The sequence below is a fragment of the Stutzerimonas chloritidismutans genome, from assembly GCF_038562055.1.
In the GTDB taxonomy this organism is placed as follows: domain Bacteria; phylum Pseudomonadota; class Gammaproteobacteria; order Pseudomonadales; family Pseudomonadaceae; genus Stutzerimonas; species Stutzerimonas chloritidismutans_A.
The window spans coordinates 72,331-92,489 of record NZ_JBCFXD010000006.1 but is presented as its reverse complement, the minus strand read 5'-3'; the positions used below and the strand labels follow the sequence as shown (position 1 = coordinate 92,489).

The 20,159-nt window shown below is 59.3% G+C and carries 19 protein-coding genes; 5 read left to right on the top strand and 14 right to left on the bottom strand.

What is annotated here, in order from left to right:
- Positions 1–63: 63 nt before the first annotated feature.
- A complete protein-coding gene (locus AAGW23_RS11255) occupies positions 64–663 on the top strand; it encodes a DJ-1/PfpI family protein (protein WP_342406577.1) in 600 nt (199 codons plus the stop codon).
- A gap of 36 nt (positions 664–699) precedes the next feature.
- Here the strand turns inward: AAGW23_RS11255 and AAGW23_RS11250 are convergent, their stop codons facing one another.
- From AAGW23_RS11250 to AAGW23_RS11215, 8 genes are all read right to left on the bottom strand, one after another.
- Positions 700–3,237: a penicillin acylase family protein gene (locus AAGW23_RS11250; RefSeq protein WP_342406576.1), complete on the bottom strand. Its 2,538-nt coding sequence runs from the start codon at positions 3,235–3,237 to the stop codon at positions 700–702.
- 61 nt (positions 3,238–3,298) lie between these two features.
- Positions 3,299–3,763, bottom strand: a complete 465-nt coding sequence (locus AAGW23_RS11245; RefSeq protein ID WP_342406575.1) for a DUF2489 domain-containing protein — start codon at positions 3,761–3,763, stop codon at positions 3,299–3,301.
- Positions 3,764–3,770: 7 nt separating this feature from the next.
- Positions 3,771–3,968: an SEC-C metal-binding domain-containing protein gene (locus AAGW23_RS11240; protein ID WP_102834641.1), complete on the bottom strand. Its 198-nt coding sequence runs from the start codon at positions 3,966–3,968 to the stop codon at positions 3,771–3,773.
- A gap of 8 nt (positions 3,969–3,976) precedes the next feature.
- A complete protein-coding gene (locus AAGW23_RS11235; RefSeq protein ID WP_045428403.1) occupies positions 3,977–4,474 on the bottom strand; it encodes an LEA type 2 family protein in 498 nt (165 codons plus the stop codon).
- Positions 4,475–4,654: 180 nt separating this feature from the next.
- The gene (locus AAGW23_RS11230; protein WP_342406574.1) at positions 4,655–5,392 is read right to left on the bottom strand and encodes an S-methyl-5'-thioinosine phosphorylase; all 738 of its coding nucleotides are present in this window, start codon (positions 5,390–5,392) and stop codon (positions 4,655–4,657) included.
- A gap of 13 nt (positions 5,393–5,405) precedes the next feature.
- Positions 5,406–6,404 carry a beta-N-acetylhexosaminidase gene (gene nagZ, locus AAGW23_RS11225; RefSeq protein ID WP_342406740.1) on the bottom strand — a complete coding sequence of 333 codons (999 nt, stop codon included), beginning with the start codon at positions 6,402–6,404 and terminating at the stop codon, positions 5,406–5,408.
- Between the two features lie 17 nt (positions 6,405–6,421).
- A complete protein-coding gene (locus AAGW23_RS11220; RefSeq protein ID WP_342406573.1) occupies positions 6,422–6,946 on the bottom strand; it encodes a L,D-transpeptidase in 525 nt (174 codons plus the stop codon).
- Positions 6,947–6,984: 38 nt separating this feature from the next.
- Positions 6,985–7,692: a TetR/AcrR family transcriptional regulator gene (locus tag AAGW23_RS11215; protein ID WP_342406572.1), complete on the bottom strand. Its 708-nt coding sequence runs from the start codon at positions 7,690–7,692 to the stop codon at positions 6,985–6,987.
- Positions 7,693–7,887: 195 nt separating this feature from the next.
- Here AAGW23_RS11215 and lexA point away from each other — a divergent pair, with 195 nt between their 5' ends.
- Both lexA and sulA read left to right on the top strand, forming a co-directional pair.
- Entirely contained in the window at positions 7,888–8,496 is a 609-nt protein-coding gene (gene lexA, locus AAGW23_RS11210; protein ID WP_200637973.1) for a transcriptional repressor LexA, read from the top strand.
- A 10-nt stretch (positions 8,497–8,506) separates the two neighbouring features.
- Positions 8,507–8,986 (top strand): SOS-induced cell division inhibitor SulA, encoded by a 480-nt coding sequence (sulA, locus tag AAGW23_RS11205; protein ID WP_342406571.1) that lies wholly within the window; start codon positions 8,507–8,509, stop codon positions 8,984–8,986.
- Between the two features lie 75 nt (positions 8,987–9,061).
- On the opposite strand, the gene AAGW23_RS11200 is transcribed toward sulA, so the two are convergent.
- The gene (locus AAGW23_RS11200; protein WP_102835015.1) at positions 9,062–9,298 is read right to left on the bottom strand and encodes a hypothetical protein; all 237 of its coding nucleotides are present in this window, start codon (positions 9,296–9,298) and stop codon (positions 9,062–9,064) included.
- 178 nt (positions 9,299–9,476) lie between these two features.
- Between AAGW23_RS11200 and AAGW23_RS11195 the strand changes: the two genes are divergently transcribed.
- Entirely contained in the window at positions 9,477–10,316 is an 840-nt protein-coding gene (locus AAGW23_RS11195) for a DMT family transporter (protein ID WP_319297812.1), read from the top strand.
- A gap of 36 nt (positions 10,317–10,352) precedes the next feature.
- Here the strand turns inward: AAGW23_RS11195 and AAGW23_RS11190 are convergent, their stop codons facing one another.
- The 5 genes from AAGW23_RS11190 to fadB form a co-directional block, all read right to left on the bottom strand.
- Positions 10,353–10,871: a DUF6586 family protein gene (locus AAGW23_RS11190; protein WP_319297813.1), complete on the bottom strand. Its 519-nt coding sequence runs from the start codon at positions 10,869–10,871 to the stop codon at positions 10,353–10,355.
- Positions 10,872–10,946: 75 nt separating this feature from the next.
- Complete coding sequence (gene topA / locus AAGW23_RS11185; RefSeq protein WP_342406570.1) at positions 10,947–13,559, bottom strand: type I DNA topoisomerase; 2,613 nt, start codon at positions 13,557–13,559, stop codon at positions 10,947–10,949.
- 309 nt (positions 13,560–13,868) lie between these two features.
- Entirely contained in the window at positions 13,869–14,096 is a 228-nt protein-coding gene (locus AAGW23_RS11180) for a DUF1653 domain-containing protein (RefSeq protein WP_019340656.1), read from the bottom strand.
- Positions 14,097–14,175: 79 nt separating this feature from the next.
- A complete protein-coding gene (gene fadA / locus AAGW23_RS11175) occupies positions 14,176–15,351 on the bottom strand; it encodes an acetyl-CoA C-acyltransferase FadA (protein ID WP_159968574.1) in 1,176 nt (391 codons plus the stop codon).
- 159 nt (positions 15,352–15,510) lie between these two features.
- Entirely contained in the window at positions 15,511–17,658 is a 2,148-nt protein-coding gene (gene fadB, locus AAGW23_RS11170; protein ID WP_342406569.1) for a fatty acid oxidation complex subunit alpha FadB, read from the bottom strand.
- 455 nt (positions 17,659–18,113) lie between these two features.
- On the opposite strand from fadB, the gene AAGW23_RS11165 reads away from it, so the two are divergent.
- The gene (locus tag AAGW23_RS11165) at positions 18,114–20,147 is read left to right on the top strand and encodes a S9 family peptidase (protein WP_342406568.1); all 2,034 of its coding nucleotides are present in this window, start codon (positions 18,114–18,116) and stop codon (positions 20,145–20,147) included.
- The last annotated feature ends 12 nt before the right edge of the window (positions 20,148–20,159 follow it).

Below are 20,159 nucleotides of genomic sequence, written 5' to 3'. Positions count from 1 at the left end.
ACGCCCTGCGTAGCGGCTCCAGCAGTTGCCTCTCCAGCCCGGCGCACACGACAGGTGACCGTCATGCCCACATTCGTCGGTATCTACATTTATCCCGACGTCGAGGTGCTCGACTTTACCGGGCCCTACGAGGTGTTCAGCACCGCGACGCGATTGGCGTTGCGCGACGGTCAGCCACCGCCTTTCTCGACCTCGACCATCGCTGCACGCAAGGGCCTGGTTCGCGCCAGGGCTGGGCTGGTGGTGCAACCCAACTACAACTTTGCCAACCATCCGCCCATCGATCTGCTGATCATTCCGGGCGGCGTGGTTACGAGCGAGCTGGAGAACCCCGAGGTGGTGCGGTGGATCGAGAAAGCCGCCGCGCAGGCCGGACTCACCGCGTCGGTGTGCTCCGGCGCCTTCCTGCTGGCGAAAGCCAACGTGCTGTACGCGCACAAGGTGACCACGCACTGGGAAGACATCGGTGAGCTGAAAACGATGTTCCCGCTGCTCAAAGTGGTCGAAGGCTGCCGCTGGGTTGATACCGGCCGCTACGTGACCTCGGCCGGCATCTCTGCCGGCATCGACATGAGCCTGCATCTGGTCGAGCGAATCGCTGGCCGAGAGCTGGCCGAAGCCACCGCCCGGCAGATGGATTTCGATTGGCGTAGAAACAGCTGACCCGCAGCGACGCCACATCGTCCACGGGCCTTTACATTACTTAGGCGACGGCGTGAGCAGCAGCCGCTGGGTGCCGTAGACCTTCTCCAGATTCTCGGATTTGAACGGGAAGCTCATATAGCCGCCCTTCAACCAGGCCTCGATGCCGTCTGCGTAGTGGGGGCTGGCCGGGTTACCGGATTGACCCGTACTGTTGAGGCCGATCATGGGCTCGTCACGACCGAAGTCGACAATGATCCGCATTGCCGGAATCAGCCAGGTATCAAAATTATCGCCCCAGCGGTAGGCCGACACGTTCAACGTGCTGTGATCACCACCAGCCGCCACCGGGCCCCGATCCAGATAAGAGCTGATGGCGTTGATGCCGGCGCGCTGGCTGGTCGACATGTAGGGCGCCAGTTGCGTAGTGCCGGTCTCCCAGGTGTAGGTATGCAGCCGCCCCCATTGCCAGGCATTTCGGTCAGTACCTAGGGCAGCTTCCATGCGAACGACCGAAGCGGCAAGCGAGCGCGCCAGAATTGCAGGCTTGTCTTCCTTACCCGGGGTGCCGATGTTGTCCCAGAAAGGACTGTCATCGCGGGCTAGCAGATGATCCGCCTGCGCCGAATAGGAGGCATTGGCAGCCTCGACCAGTGCCTTCCATGCGGCACTGCTCTCTGGCCCGAGCTCGTCGAGAAAGATTTGACGCGCCGCCTCCATCAGAAACGCTTCATACAACGCCGCGTCCGCAGAGCCAGCGGCGAGTTTGCCATCGAAGCGCAGAATGGTCGAAAGCGCCTCACGCGCCCTGCGCCTATCAGGCTCGGCAAGCGCGTCAATGGCGGCCTTCAGCGGCTCTGACATTCCAGGCGCCTGCAACATCGTCTGCAGCTTGGCAGCAAAAGTCGTGCTCTGGTCGTATTGCATCGCGATCACGCTGCGAGTGTCCTGCTTGCCTTGAGCAAGCAGCTCGGCCATACGCTCAGCGCGCTCCGGGTAGTACCAGGAATTGGAAAGCTGCATGCCGTAACCCTTGGGCACGGTGCGGTGGTTGGCGGTCCCCAGCCAGCCTTGTACCGGATCCTGATCATAGGGGTGAAGCATGGGATCGGCGTAACCATCCCAGTCATATCGCCCTTCCCAACCGGGCGACGGAACCAGGCCGAGCCCCTCTCGACGGTTGGGGTAGCGCCCGGTGACCTGCCAGCCGGTACTTTGCTGGTCGGCAAACACGATGTTCAGCGCCACAGCACGGATGTCACGAGTGGCCTCGAACGCCTGATCAACCGATTGGGCACGGGTCAGGTCGAAGAATGCGTCCAGCGTTTTATCCGCTTCGAACTGGTTGGTCTTCAGTGCGAGCCCGTAGCCGCTGCTCAACTGCAGTGGTTGCAAGGGATGCTTGCGCTCGCCCAGAGCACTGTTGAGCAGCGGCCCATTGCGTGTTTCGTAAATTGTTTCGCGGACTGGGCGTGCGCCCTTGATAAAAAAGGTTTCATTGCGCTCGCGAGCCGGCACCCACTTGCCATCGGCCAGATAGAGCAAGCGGCCGCCTTCGCGACGCACCTGCTCGAGAAACAGATCCTGGGTATCGCCCATGACCATGGTCATGCCCCAACCCAGCTTCCCGTTGAAGCCAGCGACCACCGCCGGCACGCCGGCAATCGTCACACCCGCAGCCTGAAATTTCGGCGAGCGAATCTGTACGAAGTTCCAGTACGACGGCATTGACAGTGGCAGGTGCGTGTCGTTGGCCAGGATCGGTTTGCCGCTGCGCGTGTTGCTGCCGGAAACCGCCCAGTTATTCGAAGCGGCAACGCCCAGCATGTTGAGCGAGGCCACCTGGGCAGCAGCGCTATCAAGTGCTGCAAGCCCAGCAATATCGCCGCTCAACTTCAACCCTTTGAGCTTCTCGGCCTCCTCAAAAGGCAAAGGCTCACCCGGATAGGTGGGCAGCAGCCAGGCGACCTTATCGGCACCTACTTTCTGCGCCATGACCAGCGATGCGATTTCTTCCTGAAGATTGACCGCCAGCCCGAAGTTCAACAGGCAGAACACCAGCGCCGAATCTTCAGCCTTCCAGTATTCGGGCGTATAGCCTGTAGCGGCCAGATCCATCGGCAACTTGTCGCGATGGCGGAACAGGTAGGCGTTAACGCCCCTGGCGTACACCTCGAAGAAGCGCTTCATCCGAGGCGAGCTATCCCGAAACAGCGCCGCAGCGCTCTGCCGAAGATTCACGGCACGCATGAAACGGTCCACTTCAAGCACGCCGGGGCCGGCCATTTCAGCCAAGCGCCCTTCGGCCATAAGCCGCATGCTGACCATCTGACTCAGGCGGTCGGTGGCATGTACATAACCCAACCCGAACAGCGCGTCGTGAAAGTTCGCCGTTTCGATCAACGGCATTCCCAGCGTATTGCGACGGATGCTCACACTCTTGTCCAAACCGGTAATCGCCTGGACGCCGCTGGCAGGCGGCAAGCTGTCGCTATAGCGACTGTCCAGATAGGCCTGGCAGCCGCTGAGGGCCACACCTACAAGTGCGGCGCCCAAGGACAGGCGAACCAGAGAAAACGGCAGACGCAGTGGCATCAACAGCTCCTTGCAGGCAGGGCAGTACAAAATATGAAAAGGATGTGATCAGCCGTCGCGCTCAGGCGGCTTGGTGATTCTTCGGCAGTGCTTCGTCTAGCAACCAGCGGGCGGAGCGGCGCGCCTCGGCCTTGTGCTGCAATTCGAGCGCGCTGAACCGGGCTTCATGATGGCGACGCTCGGAGCGATCCAGCGCTCTCCAGGCGTCATGCGTCGGCACCTGCGAGGTCTCCGCGAAGAGCACCTGGAATACTTGGCAGCGAGGATCCTGGCCTAATGTGGAGTCGTAATTGTCCAGCAGTACCTTGATCCGGATCGCGCCCTCAATCAACGGGACCTGCTCGTCGAGCAAGCTGCCGGCAAGTACACGCAGATCCGCCGCCAGCGCTGCATGCTGCTGCGCCTGCATGTCCGCCAGTTGCTGCTCCCTACGCCACACCTTGCGCCATAGATGCAGAGCGTATCCCGCCAGGGCCGCGATCAGCAGCAGGCCAGCTATGAGCAACAGTGTGGTGATGGGTGTCATGCGCGGATCAGGCTCCGTGGCACTTCTTGAACTTCTTTTCGCTACCACATGGGCAAGGATCGTTCCGACCAACATCCTTCAGCGGATTGCGCACCGGATCGTGGCTGTGGTTGCAATGCGGGCCGTGGACATGACCATGATCGTGGTGTGCGTGGTCGTGATCGTGGTTGCAATCGGGACCGTGCACATGGGTTTCGTGGTTCATCGGTACTGCTACTCCGGGATAAAGTTGCCAGGGATTATCTCGCCATTGGTGGAGATGTGCACGCGCCGCCCGAGCATCAGGCCCGTTTTCAACTCACCATCCAGACGATAGGCAATGGGACGGTCCGGCTTTTCCAGCAAACGAACAATGTATTTCATGTGCCGCCAGAGATTGGTATGGATCGGGACCTCGTAATACTCGAAGCCGTTTCCAGGCACGGTTGTCCAGCCACTGGACTCACCGCTCGCCAGCTCGATGTCGTTGAGGTGCACTGTATAGACCAGGCCGCGAACGGGAAGGCTTTGCTCGTTGGGATTGTCGATGCGAAAGCGCAGCATGAACTCCTGCTCGAGCAGCCTGGCCTTGATGATTTCAACATTTTTGAGTTGAACACGAGGATCCCGGAAATCACTGCTGAACCAGGTCGAACAGCCTGCAAGGCCGGCCAGCAGACTCAACAACATCACCGTTCTGGATATTCTTCTTATGGGTGCGTGGCAAAGCATTCCGGTACTCCAAAGGACGGCCAAGTGTAGCAAGCAGCGGATCGCCCGCAATGGGTGTTTGACGAAATTAGCAGCGATACGCTACGTCTTTACTACCGTTCTTTCGGGGGGCCGCCAGCACCTCGCTCCATTTCAGCCAACGCGCCACTCGCTCGCCAAGGCAGCACGCCATCCCTGTACTCAACCCACCAGCGCGCGAGCCAGTACCGTACGCACCTTGACGATCCCTTCAGCCAGGGCGGCCTCGATATCGGCCATGGTGATTATCCCGCTGGCCTTTCCAGCAGCAGGATTAACCACCAGAGCCAGACAGGCATATGGGAGCTCCAGCTCACGCGCCAATACTGCTTCCGGCATACCGGTCATCCCGACGATATCGCAACCATCGCGCTCCATCCTGGAGATTTCGGCGACCGTTTCCAGCCGCGGCCCTTGAGTGCAGCCATACACGCCATGGCTGCTGAATATATAACTCTCAGCTGCCAGACCGCCTATCAGGCGCTGACGCAAGCGTTCGTCATAGGGATAACTGAAATCGACATGGGTGACATGCTCGATGTCGCCCTCGAAGAATGTGTGCTCACGGCCATAGGTGTAATCGATGAGCTGGTGAGGCACACAGAGATGGCCGGCACCCATGGCTGGATGAATGCCACCAACAGCGTTCACTGCGATGATGGACTCTGCGCCCGCGCGTTTCAGAGCCCACAGATTGGCGCGGTAGTTCACCTGATGTGGTGGAACCCGATGAGGGTGCCCGTGCCGGGCGAGAAACAGCACGTCTTGACCGGCATAGTCGCCACGCAGAATATCGGCTGACGGCGGACCGTACGGCGTCTCTGCGGGTACCGCTTCACGCAGGGTCAGCCCCGGCAGCTCTGTAAGCCCGGTGCCGCCAATAATGGCATGGACAGTCATCTATGTTCCTTGGTCAAGCAATCAGCTCAGCGGCTCTGAGCGCAGCAATGGCGGCCTGCCAGCGTGGGTCCTGTTTATACTCCGACGAGTCGGCCGCACGGCTGCGCATCTTGCCTAAGGCCGCGGATGGCCGCACTCCAAGCCGCTGCAGCGCCGACAGCGCCAACTCCGCGGCGCCTCGATCGTTGCATACCAGTCCCATGTCGCAACCCGCTGACAGCGCTGCTTCGATCCGGCTCGCGGGATCACCGGCCACATGCGCCCCGGCCATCGACAGGTCATCACTGAAGATCACCCCGCGATAACCCAACTCACCGCGCAGGACATCCTGTAACCAGCGCCGAGAAAACCCAGCGGGTCTGTCGTCGACCTGCGGATAGATCACATGGGCTGGCATCACGGCATCGAGCTTGTCCGCCAACCTGTAGAACGGAACAAGATCCTGACCGCGAAGCTCGGCCAGTCCACGCTCGTCGACCGGTATGGCCACATGAGAATCTGCTTCGGCCCAGCCATGACCGGGAAAGTGCTTACCAGTGGCGGCCATTCCGGCACTGTGCATGCCGTTAATGAAAGCCTCTGCAAGCTCACTGGCGCGTAGCGGATCTCCCTCGAAAGCACGCGAGCCCACCACCGCGCTGCGCTGATAATCAAGGTCCAGCACAGGCGCGAAACTGAAATCGAGTCCAACGGCGAGCACCTCGGTCGCCATGATCCAGCCGCAGGCTTCTGCCAATTCAACGGCATTGGCATGTGAGGCAAACTCTCGCATCGCCGGCAGCCGGACGAAATCACGCCGCAGCCGCTGGACACGCCCGCCCTCCTGATCGACTGCGAGCAAGAGGTCAGGCCGCACCGCTCGAATGGCGCGGCAAAGGGCCTCGACCTGACGCGGACTTTCGATGTTGCGGGCAAATAGAATCAGCCCACCGACTTCCGGCTGGCGTAACAACTGGCGATCCTCGGCAGTTAGCCAGGTGCCAGCGACATCCAGCATCAAAGAGCCTTGCATGTTAGTCATGCGATTCCTTAATTGATCGTTGCGCTCGACCATTCCGGACATGCCGCTTCGCCGATTTGTACGGCACAGCCAGCGGGCACACGGGGAAACAGATCGAGCAGGTCGGCATTGCGCATTCTGATACAGCCATGCGAGCGCGGTATGCCCATAGGCTCAGAGTCAGGCGTGCCATGCATATATATATAGCGACGGAAGGTATCCACCGAGCCCATCCGGTTGTAGCCAGGCTCGCAGCCGCTAAGCCAGAGAATTCGAGTCAGAATCCAGTCACGACCAGGAAACTGGTCATGTATGTCGGCATTCCATATCTCACCGGTCCAGCGTCGTCCACGCAACACGGCCCCCAAAGGCAGACCCTCCCCAATACGCGCGCGCACCCGGTGACGGCCTCGCGGCGTACAACCAGAGCCATTACGCTCGCCTACGCCATTAAGTGCAGTCGACACTGGCAACCGGAGCCGCAGGCGGGAGCCGGTAAAACCGTAAAGCATTTGGTCAGCGATCGAGACGTGAAGAAAATCGAGGTCAGTCATGGGCGGTAGCTTAGCTGATCGCCCTGGGAGGATGCACCTTAGCCCTTGGCGGGCATCGCCAGCGCGTTACGCCGGGCAATAGGATGTGCCTGAGCCAGTCCGGCATCAGCCACGCCGGAATCGGCCCGCATGCCGGCCGCGAGGAATGGCACCATCATGCGCATGACCTGCTCGATTGACGTCCTGGCGCCAAAGTCGTTCTCGGCAATGGCCCGTAGAGCCTTGATGCCGGACATGCTGAATGCCGCAGCACCAAGCATGAAGTGCACACGCCAGAACAATTCAATGGGTGGGATCGACGGAGCGGCTTCGTGTACTCGATGCATATAACGGCGGAACACTTTGCCGTACATGTCCTCCAGGTAACGACGAAGATGGCCCTGGCTTTGACTGAACGAGAGCCCCAGCAGGCGCATGAATATGGACAGGTCGTCGCCACTGCGTGGCGTAACTGCCAGTGCCTGTTCAACTAGGATCTCAAGCAGCTCCTCGAGACTTTCTTTTCTGTCGGACTGCGCCTCACGCCTGTCGAGCTCACGCTCGAGGCTCAAGCAGAACGGACCCAGAAAACGCGAGAAAACCGCCTGAATAAGGGCTTTTTTAGAGCCAAAGTGATAATTCACAGCGGCCAGATTGACGCCGGCTTTGCTGGTGATCAGACGCAGCGAGGTCTCGGCGAACCCCTTCTCAGCGAATAGCTGCTCCGCCGCATCCAGAATACGCTCGACTGTTTCGGACTGCGCCATGCCTCTCCCCTGACAAACATCTGTTTGAAACTTACGTTTCAACCTACCCCAAGTCAACCGACATAGCGCCAAATAACTCCGGCGGCCGGTTCAAAGCACGTGCTGAGATAGCCTGCGGCTACTTCAAACAACGATTGCCAAGCATCCAACACTGTATATAATCCCAGTCACTGTATAAAAGAACAGAGACCTTTGATGATCAAGTTGACCCCACGCCAGTCGGAAATTCTCGCTTTCATCAAGCGCTGCCTTGAGGACAACGGCTATCCGCCGACGCGTGCCGAGATCGCTCAAGAGCTGGGTTTCAAGTCACCCAATGCCGCAGAGGAGCACCTCAAGGCCCTGGCTCGCAAAGGAGCCATTGAGATGACGCCCGGCGCCTCCCGCGGGATACGTATTCCAGGGTTCGAACCGGCTACCGAAGAAAACGGACTGCCCGTAATCGGCCGGGTGGCCGCCGGGGCGCCAATTCTCGCACAGCAGCATGTCGAAGAATCTTGCCAGATCAATCCTTCGTTTTTCCAGCCGAAGGCTGATTACCTGCTGCGTGTACACGGTATGAGCATGAAGGATGTCGGCATCTTCGATGGTGATCTGCTGGCGGTCCATACCACGCGTGAAGCGCGTAACGGACAGATTGTCGTGGCCAGAATCGAGGACGAAGTAACCGTTAAGCGTTTTAAGCGCGAAGGCAGCAAGGTCTGGCTGCTCGCTGAAAACCCCGAGTTTGCGCCTATTGAAGTTGATCTCGAGCAGCAAGAGCTTGTTATCGAAGGTTTGAGCGTCGGCGTAATACGCCGCTAAGGAGAGGTTCATGCAGTACCATCCCCAACCCACCGCAGCCAAACCACCGCAGCTTTCCTTGTTCGAAGGGCTGATCGCGCATCGCCTGACACCGTTCGGCGAGGTAGCGCGCGCCCCGCAGCCCGCGGATGACTGCCTTAGCGAAATGACCCTTACCGGTAGCGGGGATCACTGCCGCCAGTTGCTGGCTCCAATGCTGCGCGAGCTCAGTGAGGCGGCTGATACGCGCTGGCTCACACTGATTGCTCCACCGGTATCGCTTTCACAGAATTGGCTGCGAGAAACCGGCCTGAATCGTGACCGTATCCTGTTGCTGCAAGCCCGTGAAAGTCAGACTGCGCTTGAGCTGGCGTGTAAGGCATTGGTGTCAGGCTGCAGCCACACGGTGATTACCTGGTTCCCACGCCTCGACAAGGCGTCCCGACTGAAACTTCGGGTGGCGGCCGCTCAGGGTAATGCGCAAAGTTTGAACATTCGTCTGGGCAGCTGATACGTCCCAGCCATTCGGCATAAGGATGTGCCGAAGCCCGCCCGCAGCCATAAAGCTGTCCAGGCATTCCACCTCTCAATGCAATACCCGCGAGCCCTCTTCCTCCCGCTCGAAATCACCTTCTGACACCCGCCCCGCCATTTGCACGCCAATGTTGAACATTGCCTTGGCGATTTCGACGTGCTGACCCTGCAGGAACGCCTTGGCATCGTCAGAAAAATCCAGCGTGACCAGTACGCCTTCGTCCTCGGCGCGACGCAGCACAATGCTGCCGTCGGGTAGCTCGACGATTTCCAGAAAAGACGTTGGCATGATCATGCTCCCGTTCAAACGGCGCATTGTAACAGCCGACCGTCCGGCCGGCAGCCTTTGGCTTTCGCTGCCGAGACACAATGCTGAATCTTCAGGCTCTCTCGTCCAGGCAAAAAGCAGATGCGCAGCAACGCGGCCGCCCAGTAGGATGGCGGTCTACCGTGGACCGGACCGCTGGATGACCATCAAAACCTTGCTATTGACGGCCCTGGCCATGCTTGCATTCGCTGGCAACTCACTGCTTTGTCGCGCGGCACTTCGCGACAGCCAGATCGATCCGGCCAGCTTTACTGCACTGCGTTTATTTGCCGGAGCAGTGGTGTTGTGGCTTTTGCTGTTCCTGAGAAGACGAGCTTCTTCGACCTCCGGTAGCTGGCGAGGCGCCTTGGCACTCTTCGCCTATGCAGCCTCCTTTTCCTATGCCTACCTCAACCTTGACGCGGGTGCCGGCGCGCTGCTGCTGTTCGGGGCTGTGCAGTTGAGCATGATCGCCTGGGGGATGCTTCACGGTGAGCGATTGCATTGGGGGCAGAGTGCCGGAATGTTTTTGGCAGGCGCTGGCCTAGTAGCACTTCTGCTGCCCGGCACGAGTACACCGCCGCTATCGGCTTCTCTGCTGATGGTGCTGGCGGGCGCCGCGTGGGGCGCCTATTCGATATTAGGCAAAGGTACGCCTGATGCGCTGGCTGCTACTACGGGTAACTTCGTTCGGACCCTGCCAATTGCCATCCTGTTATGCCTGCTGGCGCTGAACAGCCTGGAATGGGACAGCACAGGAGTGATCTATGCGCTGCTGTCTGGCGGCTTGACCTCCGGCATCGGCTACGCCATCTGGTACGTAGCGCTCCCGGGCCTGGCGGCCATCCAGGCGGCCACCGTACAGCTGAGCGTGCCACTTCTTACAGCCTTGGCGGGAAGCCTGTTGCTAGGGGAGCCCTTGACCGGCAAGTTGCTGGTCGCCGGCTTTGCGATTCTAGGCGGCATTGCTCTAGTCCTAAGGTTCAAGCAGCGCACCTGATGCAACGGCAGCCCCTGCCGTTGCATGCTTATTCGCTTACCACTCGGTCAGTGACTCGCGAAAGCGTAAGGCCAGCTCTTTCAAGCTTTGCCGCCAAACCTCCAGGTCTTCCCGCGCCAACGCCGGCACCTGTTCATCGACACTGACTGCCTCGATCAACGGCATGGTGGGATCGGTCTTGGCTTTGGTTGGCGTACGAGGCGGCTCGAAGAGTACCGAGTAAGCTTTAAGCAGCTGTGATAACCAGGTTTCGGAATACTCGGCCAGCTCGATCAGCTCAGCGAGCTCCGGGCTTGATGAAGCGCCTTGCACTGAGGGCACCAGCATCAGCTCCGGACGCGGCGCATTGGCTTCGGGCAGGCGATAGTAGCCGGCGATCTCATGACACAAGCCCAACAACGCGCCGTACAGATGAAAAAGGCTAGCCTCGCGCTCGGCCTGAATCAGACCTGGCGCATTCATCGCGCCTTTCTCTTCAGCCCGCCGCCAGTTTTCGAGGGCCAGTCCGGCGAAGTAGATTTTCTGATTGGTGCGGGTGTACAGCTCATGGGCCATGGCGACGGTCTCCCGAGAGTTGAAACGCAATGAGTCGAAGCCTGCGAGAAACAGGCTTCGACTCGCGGCTACCAGTTACTTGCCGGTGCTCTTGTCTTCTACCTTCCACTTGCCGCCATCAAAGAATGCCTTCCAGCCGGTCGGCTTTCCATTGACCTCGGTTTGAACGTATTGCTCCTTGGTCTTGCGGCTGAAGCGGATCACCGCCGCGCGCCCCTCCGAATCCTTCTGAGGCGCACTCAGCAGAAAGTGATACTTAGGGTCGATCTCATCCTTGTGGGGGATCAGCTCCAGCACCAGGGGTGCACGGGTCTCACGGTTCTTCGGGAACTGGCTGGCGGCCAGGAACAAACCGGAGGCGCCGTCACGCAACACATAGGTGTCGTCGACCTTTTCACATTTGAGCTCAGGCATCTTCACGGCATCCATCTTCGGTGGAGCCGCCTCACCGCTTCTGAGCAATTTACGCGTGTTCTTGCAGTCGGCATTGGTGCAGCCGAAGAACTTGCCGAAGCGGCCCGTCTTGAGCTGCATTTCACTGCCGCACTTGTCGCATTCCAGGCTCGGTCCCTCATAGCCCTTGATGCGGTACTGACCCTCTTCGATTTCGTAACCGGTGCAGTCGGGGTTGTTGCCACAGATATGCAGCTTATGGGTTTCGTCGAGCAGATAGGCATCCATCGCCGTGCTGCAAATCGGGCAACGATGTTTGCCCAACAGCACTCGGGATTCGGACTCACCTTCGTCATCAGCGGCAATCTCATCGCCAGGGATGAGGTTGACCGTGGACTTGCAACGCTCTTTTGGTGGCAGGCTGTAGCCGGAGCAACCTAGGAAGACGCCGGTGGACGCGGTGCGGATCATCATCGGCCGACCGCAAACCTTGCACGGAATGTCGGTCAGGGTCGGCTGATTGGCACGCATGCCGTTCTCGCTGGCCTCGGCCACCTCGAGCTTTTTCTTGAAATCACCGTAGAACTCGTCGAGTACATGTTTCCACTCGCGCTCACCCTGTGCGACATCGTCGAGGTTCTCTTCCATGCCGGCGGTAAAACCGTAATCCATCAAATTGTTGAAGCTTTCTGACAGGCGCTCGGTAACGATGTCGCCCATCTTCTCGGAATAGAACCGGCGGTTGTGCAGCGAGACGTAGCCACGATCTTGGATCGTCGAGATGATCGACGCATAGGTCGATGGACGACCGATGCCCCGCTTTTCCATCTCCTTGACCAGGCTCGCTTCCGAATAGCGCGCCGGCGGCTTGGTGAAGTGCTGGCTCGGATCAAGCTTGATCAGCTTCATCCCGTCGCCCTTGTTCATCTCCGGCAATACGTCGTCTTCGCCACTTTTGCTTTGCTGCGGCAGGACCTTGGTGTAACCGTCAAATTTGAGAATGCGGCCCTTAGCGCGCAGCTCGAAATTGCCGGCAGTGACCGTCACGCTCGTCGACAGATACTGTGCAGGCGGCATCTGGCACGCCACGAATTGACGCCAGATAAGGTCATAGAGACGCTCGGCGTCTCGTTCCATTCCCGTCAGCTGCGCCGGGCGCAGATTGACGTCCGACGGGCGAATCGCCTCGTGAGCCTCCTGGGCGCCTTCCTTGCTGGAGTAGAAGTTGGGCTTTTCAGGCAGATACTTGCCGCCAAACTCGTCTTCAATGAACCCACGAACCATCGTCAGCGCATCTGCCGACAGATTGGTCGAGTCGGTACGCATGTAAGTGATGTAGCCAGCCTCGTAGAGACGCTGCGCCATCATCATAGTTTTCTTAACGCCGAACCCTAATCGGTTGCTCGCCGCCTGCTGCAACGTCGAGGTGATGAACGGCGCCGACGGCTTGCTGCTGGTCGGCTTATCCTCACGCTTGGTGACGCTGTAACTGGAATCCTTGAGCTGCTCGAGCGCCGCCATGGCATGCGCTTCGTTGAGGGGTTTGAAGGCTTCGCCGTTCTCGCGAGAGACTTCGAAGCGAACCTTGGCACTGCCGCTCGTACCGAGGTCCGCGTGTACTTCCCAATATTCTTCAGGAACGAATGCCCGGATCTCGCGCTCACGCTCCACCACCAGCTTCACGGCAACTGATTGAACACGGCCAGCGGAAAGCCCTCGGGCGATCTTGGACCAGAGCAGCGGTGAAACCATGTAACCCACGACTCGGTCGAGGAACCGTCGCGCTTGCTGTGCATTGACACGATTGATATCGAGGTCGCCCGGCTTGGAGAACGCCTCTTGAATCGCCTTCTTGGTGATCTCGTTGAACACCACACGCTTGTAGCGGCCATCATCGCCACCTATGGATTCGCGCAGATGCCAGGCGATGGCCTCCCCCTCTCTATCCAAGTCGGTCGCGAGATAGATGGTATCGGCTTCCTTGGCCAGGCGACGAAGCTCATCGATCACCTTCTCTTTGCCGGGCAAGATTTCGTACTTCGCCTTCCAGCCGTGCTCGGGATCGATGCCCATGCGGGTAAACAGCTGACGCTTGGCCTTCTCCTTCGGCGAAAGCGCTGGAGCTTCGGCCGCTGCAGCCTTGCCGCGCTTGACCGGCTCCTTGTTGGCAGAGCCGCTGGTGGGAAGGTCGCGGATGTGGCCGATACTCGACTTCACCACGTATTGGTTGCCCAAATACTTGTTGATTGTCTTGGCCTTGGCCGGTGATTCCACGATGACCAGCGATTTACCCATGGAGAGGAGAGTTCCTGAATCGAGAGGTGAACTGAGATTATTGAACCGGCAGCAGCCCGACGTCGAAACGTCACCCGGCTTGCCAGCCTAGAAGCGAAGCAGCGTAACCAGCCTGCGAGAGCAATCATTTGCTCCGGAAAACGTCCGCACCCATGGCCTAAATCCATTGGCAGCCTGGCTGCCCGGCTGGGTCTTATCGTCCTAAACCGAGGGAGAATGATCTTCACCCGGTCTGAAAGCACCGCTATATATAGTGGCGATAGAGCTGAGGTCAAGCGCAGGGGTTAAGCCAGCTCGTGCAGACAGTGCCTAAAAACGAGTGGGCTCGGCTTCGATAAGGGCAAAACGGGGAAGCGTTTCGCCGTCGACCTCTACCGTTTCGGTAAACATCGAGAGCGGACGAACCCATAGCCCGAAATCGCCGTATAGCGCCTGATAGAAGACCACTGACTCTTCCGTTTCGGAATGCCGAGCCACTGCGTATACGCGATACTCGGGGCCTTTGTAATGGCGGTAACGGCCTGGCGTGACTTGCATCTCGACTGCCTCTGAAAAAAACACTCATCAAAAATGAAAACCGGGGCACAAGGCCCCGGTTTCCGTGCCGCCAAATAGCTTAGACGCGTTCGAACACCGTGGTGATGCCCTGACCGAGGCCGATGCACATTGTGGACACGCCCAGCGTACCGCTGTTCTGCTTCATCACGTTCAACAGAGTGCCGGAAATACGCGCACCTGAGCAACCGAACGGGTGACCCAAGGCAATGGCGCCACCATGAAGGTTGACCTTCTGCTCCATCTTGTCGAGCAGCTTGAGGTCCTTCAGAACTGGCAATGCCTGAGCCGCGAAGGCTTCGTTGAGCTCGACGAAGTCGATGTCGTCCATCGTCAGACCAGCACGCTTGAGCGCTTTCTGAGTCGCCGGCACCGGACCGTAACCCATGATTGCCGGATCCACGCCGGCCAGCGCCATCGAGCGAATCACCGCCATCGGCTGAATACCCAGATCCTGAGCACGCTGTGCCGACATGACGATCATGCAGGAAGCACCGTCAGTGATCTGCGATGAGGTACCTGCAGTCACGGTGCCGCCCTTCGGGTTGAAAGCCGGCTTCAGCGCCGCCAGGCTTTCCAGAGTGGTTTCCGGACGAATGGTTTCGTCGTAGTCGAAGACCTTGAGGAAACCGTTCTCGTCGTAGCCTTCCATCGGGATGATTTCATCCTTGAACAGGCCTTCGACGGTCGCTTTGTGCGCCAGACGATGCGAACGCTCACCAAAGGCGTCCTGCTGCTCGCGGGTTATGCCATGCATCTTGCCCAGCATTTCGGCAGTCAGCCCCATCATGCCGGACGCCTTGGCAGCGTGCAGCGACAGCTGCGGGTTCGGGTCGACGCCATGCATCATGCCGACGTGGCCCATGTGCTCGACACCACCCACGACGAAAACATCACCGTTACCGGTCATGATCGCCTGAGCGGCGGTGTGCAAAGCGCTCATGGACGAACCGCACAAGCGGCTGACAGTCTGCGCGGCGCTGGTATGCGGGATACGGGTCAGCAACGAAGCCATACGGGCGATGTTCCAGCCCTGCTCCAGGGTCTGGTTGACGCAGCCCCAGATCACGTCCTCGACTTCTGCCGGGTCGACTTTGGAGTTGCGTGCCAACAAGCCATCGATCAGCTGCGCGGACATGGTCTCGGCGCGGGTATTGCGGTGCATGCCGCCCTTGGAACGACCCATCGGGGTACGGCCGAAGTCGACAATGACGACGTCTCTCGGATTAAGGCTCATTCTCTCTATTCCTCATTAGAAAAGCGCCTTGAAAGCTACTGCGCTAGGCCGGGCGTCGTTGAAGTCAGCCTCAAAATGCTCATTTACTACTCGTAAACTCCGCTTTTTCGACCAACTTCGCCTCGCCTTGTCTTCGCTCGCTACGCTTTCAAAGCCCTTTTAGCCGTAGAAGCTCTGGCCGTTAGCGGCCATCTCACGCAGCTTCGCAGTCGGGTGATACAGCGGGCCCAGGTCGGCGTACTTGTCGGCCAGTGCCACGAACTCGGCAACACCGATCGAGTCGATGTAGCGCAGTGCACCACCACGGAAAGGCGGGAAGCCGATACCGTAGATCAAGCCCATATCGGCCTCGGCAGCGGTTTCGACGATGTTGTCTTCCAGGCAGCGGACAGTCTCAAGGCACAGCGGAATCATCATGTAGTTGATGATGTCTTCGTCGGAGAGCTCACGCGTCTCGCTGACCACCGGCTTGAGCAGCTCGTAGGACTGCGGGTCGACCACTTTCTTCGGCTTGCCCTTCTTGTCCATCTCGTAAGCATAGAAGCCCTTGCCATTCTTCTGGCCAAGACGGTTGGCGTCATACATCACATCGACGGCCGTACGAGTGTCGTCCTTCATGCGATCCGGGAAGCCTTCAGCCATCACGTCACGGCCGTGGTGGCCGGTGTCCATGCCGACGACGTCCATCAGATACGCCGGGCCCATCGGCCAGCCGAACTTTTCCATCACCTTGTCAGCGCGGACGAAGTCCACACCATGAGCGATGGCGCGGGCAAAGCCGCCGAAGTACGGGAACAGCACGCGGTTGACCAGGAAGCCCGGGCAATCGTTGACCACGACCGGGCTCTTGCCCATTTTCTTGGCGTAGGCAACGGTGGTGGCGATTGCGGTTTCGCTGGTCTTCTCACCACGGATGACTTCCACCAGTGGCATCATGTGCACCGGGTTGAAGAAGTGCATGCCGCAGAAGTTTTCCGGACGCTTGAGCGCCTGGGCCAGCAGGCTGATGGAAATGGTCGAGGTGTTCGAAGCGATGATGGCATCGTCACGCACCAGACCTTCCACTTCGGCCAGCACCGACTGCTTGATCTTCGGGTTTTCGACAACGGCTTCAACCACGATGTCGACGTGACCGAAGTCGCCGTAGGACATGGTTGGGCGAATGGCGTTGAGTGCTTCAGCCATCTTCGCTGGCGTCAGGCGACCTTTCTCGACACGCTTGCCGAGCAGCTTGGAAGCCTCGTTCAAGCCCATCTGGATGCCTTCTTCGCGGATATCCTTCATCAGGATCGGCGTGCCTTTGACAGCCGACTGATAGGCGATACCGCCACCCATGATGCCGGCGCCGAGCACGGCCGCCAGTTTCACGTCACGGGCCTGCTTGTCATATGCCTTGGCCTTCTTCTTCAGCTCCTGATCGCTCAGGAACAAGCCGACCAGGCTCTGGGCAACAGAGGTCTTGGCCAGTTTGACGAAGCCAGCGGCCTCAACTTCGATCGCTTTGTCGCGGCCGAAATTGGCGGCTTTCTGAATGGTCTTGATCGCTTCGACCGGCGCCGGATAGTTTGGGCCAGCCTGACCAGCCACAAAACCCTTGGAGGTTTCGAACGCCATCATCTGCTCGATAGCGTTCAGCTTGAGCTTGTCCAGCTTTGGTTGACGCTTGGCCTTGTAGTCCAGCTCTCCGGAGATGGCACGCTTGACCAGATCCAGTGCGGCAGCCTGCAGCTGCTCAGGGGCAACTACGGCATCTACGGCGCGCACCTTGAGCGCATCTTCAGCACGGTTTTCCTTACCGGATGCAATCCACTCGACAGCGTTGTCCACGCCAATCAGACGCGGCAGTCGAACGGTACCGCCGAAACCTGGGTAGATGCCCAGCTTCACTTCTGGCAGGCCGACCTTGGCAACAGTGGACATGACGCGGTAGTCAGCGGCCATGCACATCTCGAAACCACCGCCCAACGCGATGCCATTGATGGCCGCGACGGTCGGGACACCGAGGTCTTCGAAATCGCTGAAGATCTTGTTCGCTTCGAGGTTACCGGCGACCAGCTCCTCATCGGACATCTTGAAGTTGTCGACGAACTCGGTGATGTCCGCACCGACAATGAAAACATCCTTGCCGCTGGTAACGATTACGCCCTTGACCGAAGCGTCCGCCTTGATGGCGTCGACTGCCTGGCGCAGGTCGTTGAGGGTGAGGCGATTGAACTTGTTGACGGACTCACCCTTGAGGTCGAAATTCAATTCGACGATGCCGCTCTCAAGAGCCTTAACCGTGATGGCTTTACCTTCGTAAATCATCAACTGATCTCCACGGTATGGAAGCTGAACGTTACGTGTCGCACGTCATCGGCCCGAAGACCGTCACTGCTACACAGTGAAACGACACCCACCGACACGATAAACCGGGCTGACGGCATTTGCGTGGCAAACGCTCGATTCATACGCCCGTTTGATTTGGGTGAGCACACCTTCTTTGAAAAGCATCCGAATGTCAATCGACTGGCCAAACCGCAAGAGCACTTCATCCGCTTCAAGACCATCAAGCCTAGCCAAGGCCAGCCAAACCCGCGACGAGCAGAATTATCTTTCCTCGCATGGGCGGGCATTCATGCAGCTGATCCCACCCGCCATCAGTGATGGACCACTTCTTGCGCCCAGCGTCACAACCAGCCTGGCTTGCTTGTACACTCACCGCCTGCACCCAAAATCCCGTTCAGCTGCGCCAGTGCGCAGCCGCGCTCCAGGAGTTACGCATGTCTGCCCCCATTGCCCGCGTCGATACAGGCCAGGATTCATACAAGTGGCTGGAGAACCGCGACGCACCCGAGGTGCTCGATTACCTGAAAGCGGAAAATGCCTATCTGGTAGAACAGCTGGCTGACCAAGAACAACTGCGTGAATCGTTGTTTCTCGAGATCAAAGGCCGTATCCGTGAGACCGACCTTTCGCTGCCCTCCCCCTGGGGACCCTGGCTCTACTACCAGCGCACCACGGCTGGCGATGAATATCCGCGCCACTACCGCTGCGCGCGCCCGGCGGACGGCTCATTCGCCGTGGATGAAGCGAGCGAGCAACTCTTGCTCGACCCCAACGAGCTGGCAGCAGGAGGCTTCCTGTCGCTGGGCGCGTTCAGCGTCAGCCAGGACCACAGCAAACTGGCTTACAGCCTCGACACGCAAGGCGACGAGATCTACCAGCTGTTCGTCAAGGACCTGCAAACAGGCGAGGTGACCGCGCTCCCCTTCGAAGATTGCGATGGAAGCATGACCTGGGCCAACGATAACCAAACCCTGTTCTTCGGCGAACTCGACGACACCCACCGCCCCCACAAGATCTACCGTCACCGGCTGGGCGACAGCGAGCGCACCGAGGTCTATCACGACCCAGACGGGCGTTATTTCGTGCATTGTTACCGAGCCAGCTCAGAGCGCCAGCTGGTCATCCTCTCAAACAGCAAGACCACCAGCGAAGCCTGGGCGCTCTCAGCGGATGAACCCGAAGGAAACTGGGTTTGCCTGGCACCACGCCAGGACGATCACGAGTACTACCCTGACCATGGCCTGTTGGATGGGCAATGGAGCTGGCTGATCCGCAGCAACCAGGCCGGTATCAATTTCGCCCTGTATCAGGCACCGGAGCGCACCCCGCAACGCGAGCACTGGCAAGAGCTGATCGGCCACAGCGACTCGGTGATGCTGGAAGACGTCAGCCTGAACGCCGACGCGGTCACGCTGAGTCTGCGCGAGGCCGGGCTTCCCATCATCGAAGTTCGACCGTCGGCTGCCGCGCCCTACCGTGTGCAACTGCCGGATGCCGCCTACAGCCTCCACGTACACAACACGCTCGAATTCGACAGCCCGGTTATCCGGCTGCGCTACGAGGCGCTGAACCGCCCGGCTCAGATCCGTCAACTGAGCCTGGCCGACGGCCAGCAGCAGGTGCTCAAGGAGACGCCGGTCGAGGGTCCGTTCGATGCCGATGCCTACGAGAGCCGACGCATCTGGGCCACTGCGGCCGATGGCACTCAGGTGCCTATCAGCCTGGTTGGCCGCCGTGAGCATTTCGGTAAGCCAGCCCCTCTGTATCTCTATGGCTACGGTGCTTACGGCCACAGCCTGGACCCCTGGTTTTCCCATGCCCGGCTATCGCTGCTCGATCGCGGATTCGTCTTCGCCATTGCCCATGTACGCGGCGGCGGCGATCTTGGCGAGGCCTGGTATCGGGGGGGCAAACTGGAACATAAGCCAAACACATTCAGCGATTTCATTGCCTGCGCCGAAAAGCTCGTTGCAGATGGTTATACCGAACCGGCTCGACTCGCCGTCAGCGGCGGGAGCGCCGGGGGCCTGCTGATTGGCGCTGTAGTCAATCTGCGGCCGGACCTGTTCGGTGCAGCCATCGCCGAGGTGCCCTTCGTCGACGTGTTGAACACCATGCTTAACGCCGACCTGCCGCTAACGGTGACCGAGTACGACGAGTGGGGCGACCCGAATCAGCCCGACGTGCATGCCCGCATCAAGGCCTATGCGCCCTACGAGAACGTGCGCAGCCAGCCCTACCCGGCCGTTCTCGCGGTAGCCGGGTATAACGACAGCCGCGTTCAATATTGGGAAGCGGCCAAGTGGGTCGCCAAGCTTCGCGCGCACAAGACCGACGACAACCTGCTGCTGCTGAAAACAGAGTTTGGCGCTGGGCATGGAGGCATGAGCGGGCGCTATCAGGCGCTGAAGGACGTCGCGCTGGAATACGCCTTCGTCCTCAAGGTATTCAACATGGCGCCTCGCTAGAAAATCGAGGCC

Bases quoted from the DNA above. Each gene is read 5' to 3' on its own strand.
- sulA (WP_342406571.1), top strand. From the start codon at position 8,507: ATGCAGTACCATCCCCAACCCACCGCAGCCAAACCACCGCAGCTTTCC.
- AAGW23_RS11220 (WP_342406573.1), bottom strand. From the start codon at position 6,946: ATGACTGACCTCGATTTTCTTCACGTCTCGATCGCTGACCAAATGCTT.
- AAGW23_RS11250 (WP_342406576.1), bottom strand. From the start codon at position 3,237: ATGCCACTGCGTCTGCCGTTTTCTCTGGTTCGCCTGTCCTTGGGCGCC.
- AAGW23_RS11230 (WP_342406574.1), bottom strand. From the start codon at position 5,392: ATGACTGTCCATGCCATTATTGGCGGCACCGGGCTTACAGAGCTGCCG.
- AAGW23_RS11215 (WP_342406572.1), bottom strand. From the start codon at position 7,692: ATGGCGCAGTCCGAAACAGTCGAGCGTATTCTGGATGCGGCGGAGCAG.
- AAGW23_RS11195 (WP_319297812.1), top strand. From the start codon at position 9,477: ATGACCATCAAAACCTTGCTATTGACGGCCCTGGCCATGCTTGCATTC.
- fadA (WP_159968574.1), bottom strand. From the start codon at position 15,351: ATGAGCCTTAATCCGAGAGACGTCGTCATTGTCGACTTCGGCCGTACC.
- nagZ (WP_342406740.1), bottom strand. From the start codon at position 6,404: ATGCAAGGCTCTTTGATGCTGGATGTCGCTGGCACCTGGCTAACTGCC.
- AAGW23_RS11255 (WP_342406577.1), top strand. From the start codon at position 64: ATGCCCACATTCGTCGGTATCTACATTTATCCCGACGTCGAGGTGCTC.
- AAGW23_RS11240 (WP_102834641.1), bottom strand. From the start codon at position 3,968: ATGAACCACGAAACCCATGTGCACGGTCCCGATTGCAACCACGATCAC.
- AAGW23_RS11200 (WP_102835015.1), bottom strand. From the start codon at position 9,298: ATGCCAACGTCTTTTCTGGAAATCGTCGAGCTACCCGACGGCAGCATT.
- AAGW23_RS11165 (WP_342406568.1), top strand. From the start codon at position 18,114: ATGTCTGCCCCCATTGCCCGCGTCGATACAGGCCAGGATTCATACAAG.
- topA (WP_342406570.1), bottom strand. From the start codon at position 13,559: ATGGGTAAATCGCTGGTCATCGTGGAATCACCGGCCAAGGCCAAGACA.
- AAGW23_RS11245 (WP_342406575.1), bottom strand. From the start codon at position 3,763: ATGACACCCATCACCACACTGTTGCTCATAGCTGGCCTGCTGCTGATC.
- AAGW23_RS11180 (WP_019340656.1), bottom strand. From the start codon at position 14,096: ATGCAAGTCACGCCAGGCCGTTACCGCCATTACAAAGGCCCCGAGTAT.
- fadB (WP_342406569.1), bottom strand. From the start codon at position 17,658: ATGATTTACGAAGGTAAAGCCATCACGGTTAAGGCTCTTGAGAGCGGC.
- AAGW23_RS11235 (WP_045428403.1), bottom strand. From the start codon at position 4,474: ATGCTTTGCCACGCACCCATAAGAAGAATATCCAGAACGGTGATGTTG.
- AAGW23_RS11190 (WP_319297813.1), bottom strand. From the start codon at position 10,871: ATGGCCCATGAGCTGTACACCCGCACCAATCAGAAAATCTACTTCGCC.
- lexA (WP_200637973.1), top strand. From the start codon at position 7,888: ATGATCAAGTTGACCCCACGCCAGTCGGAAATTCTCGCTTTCATCAAG.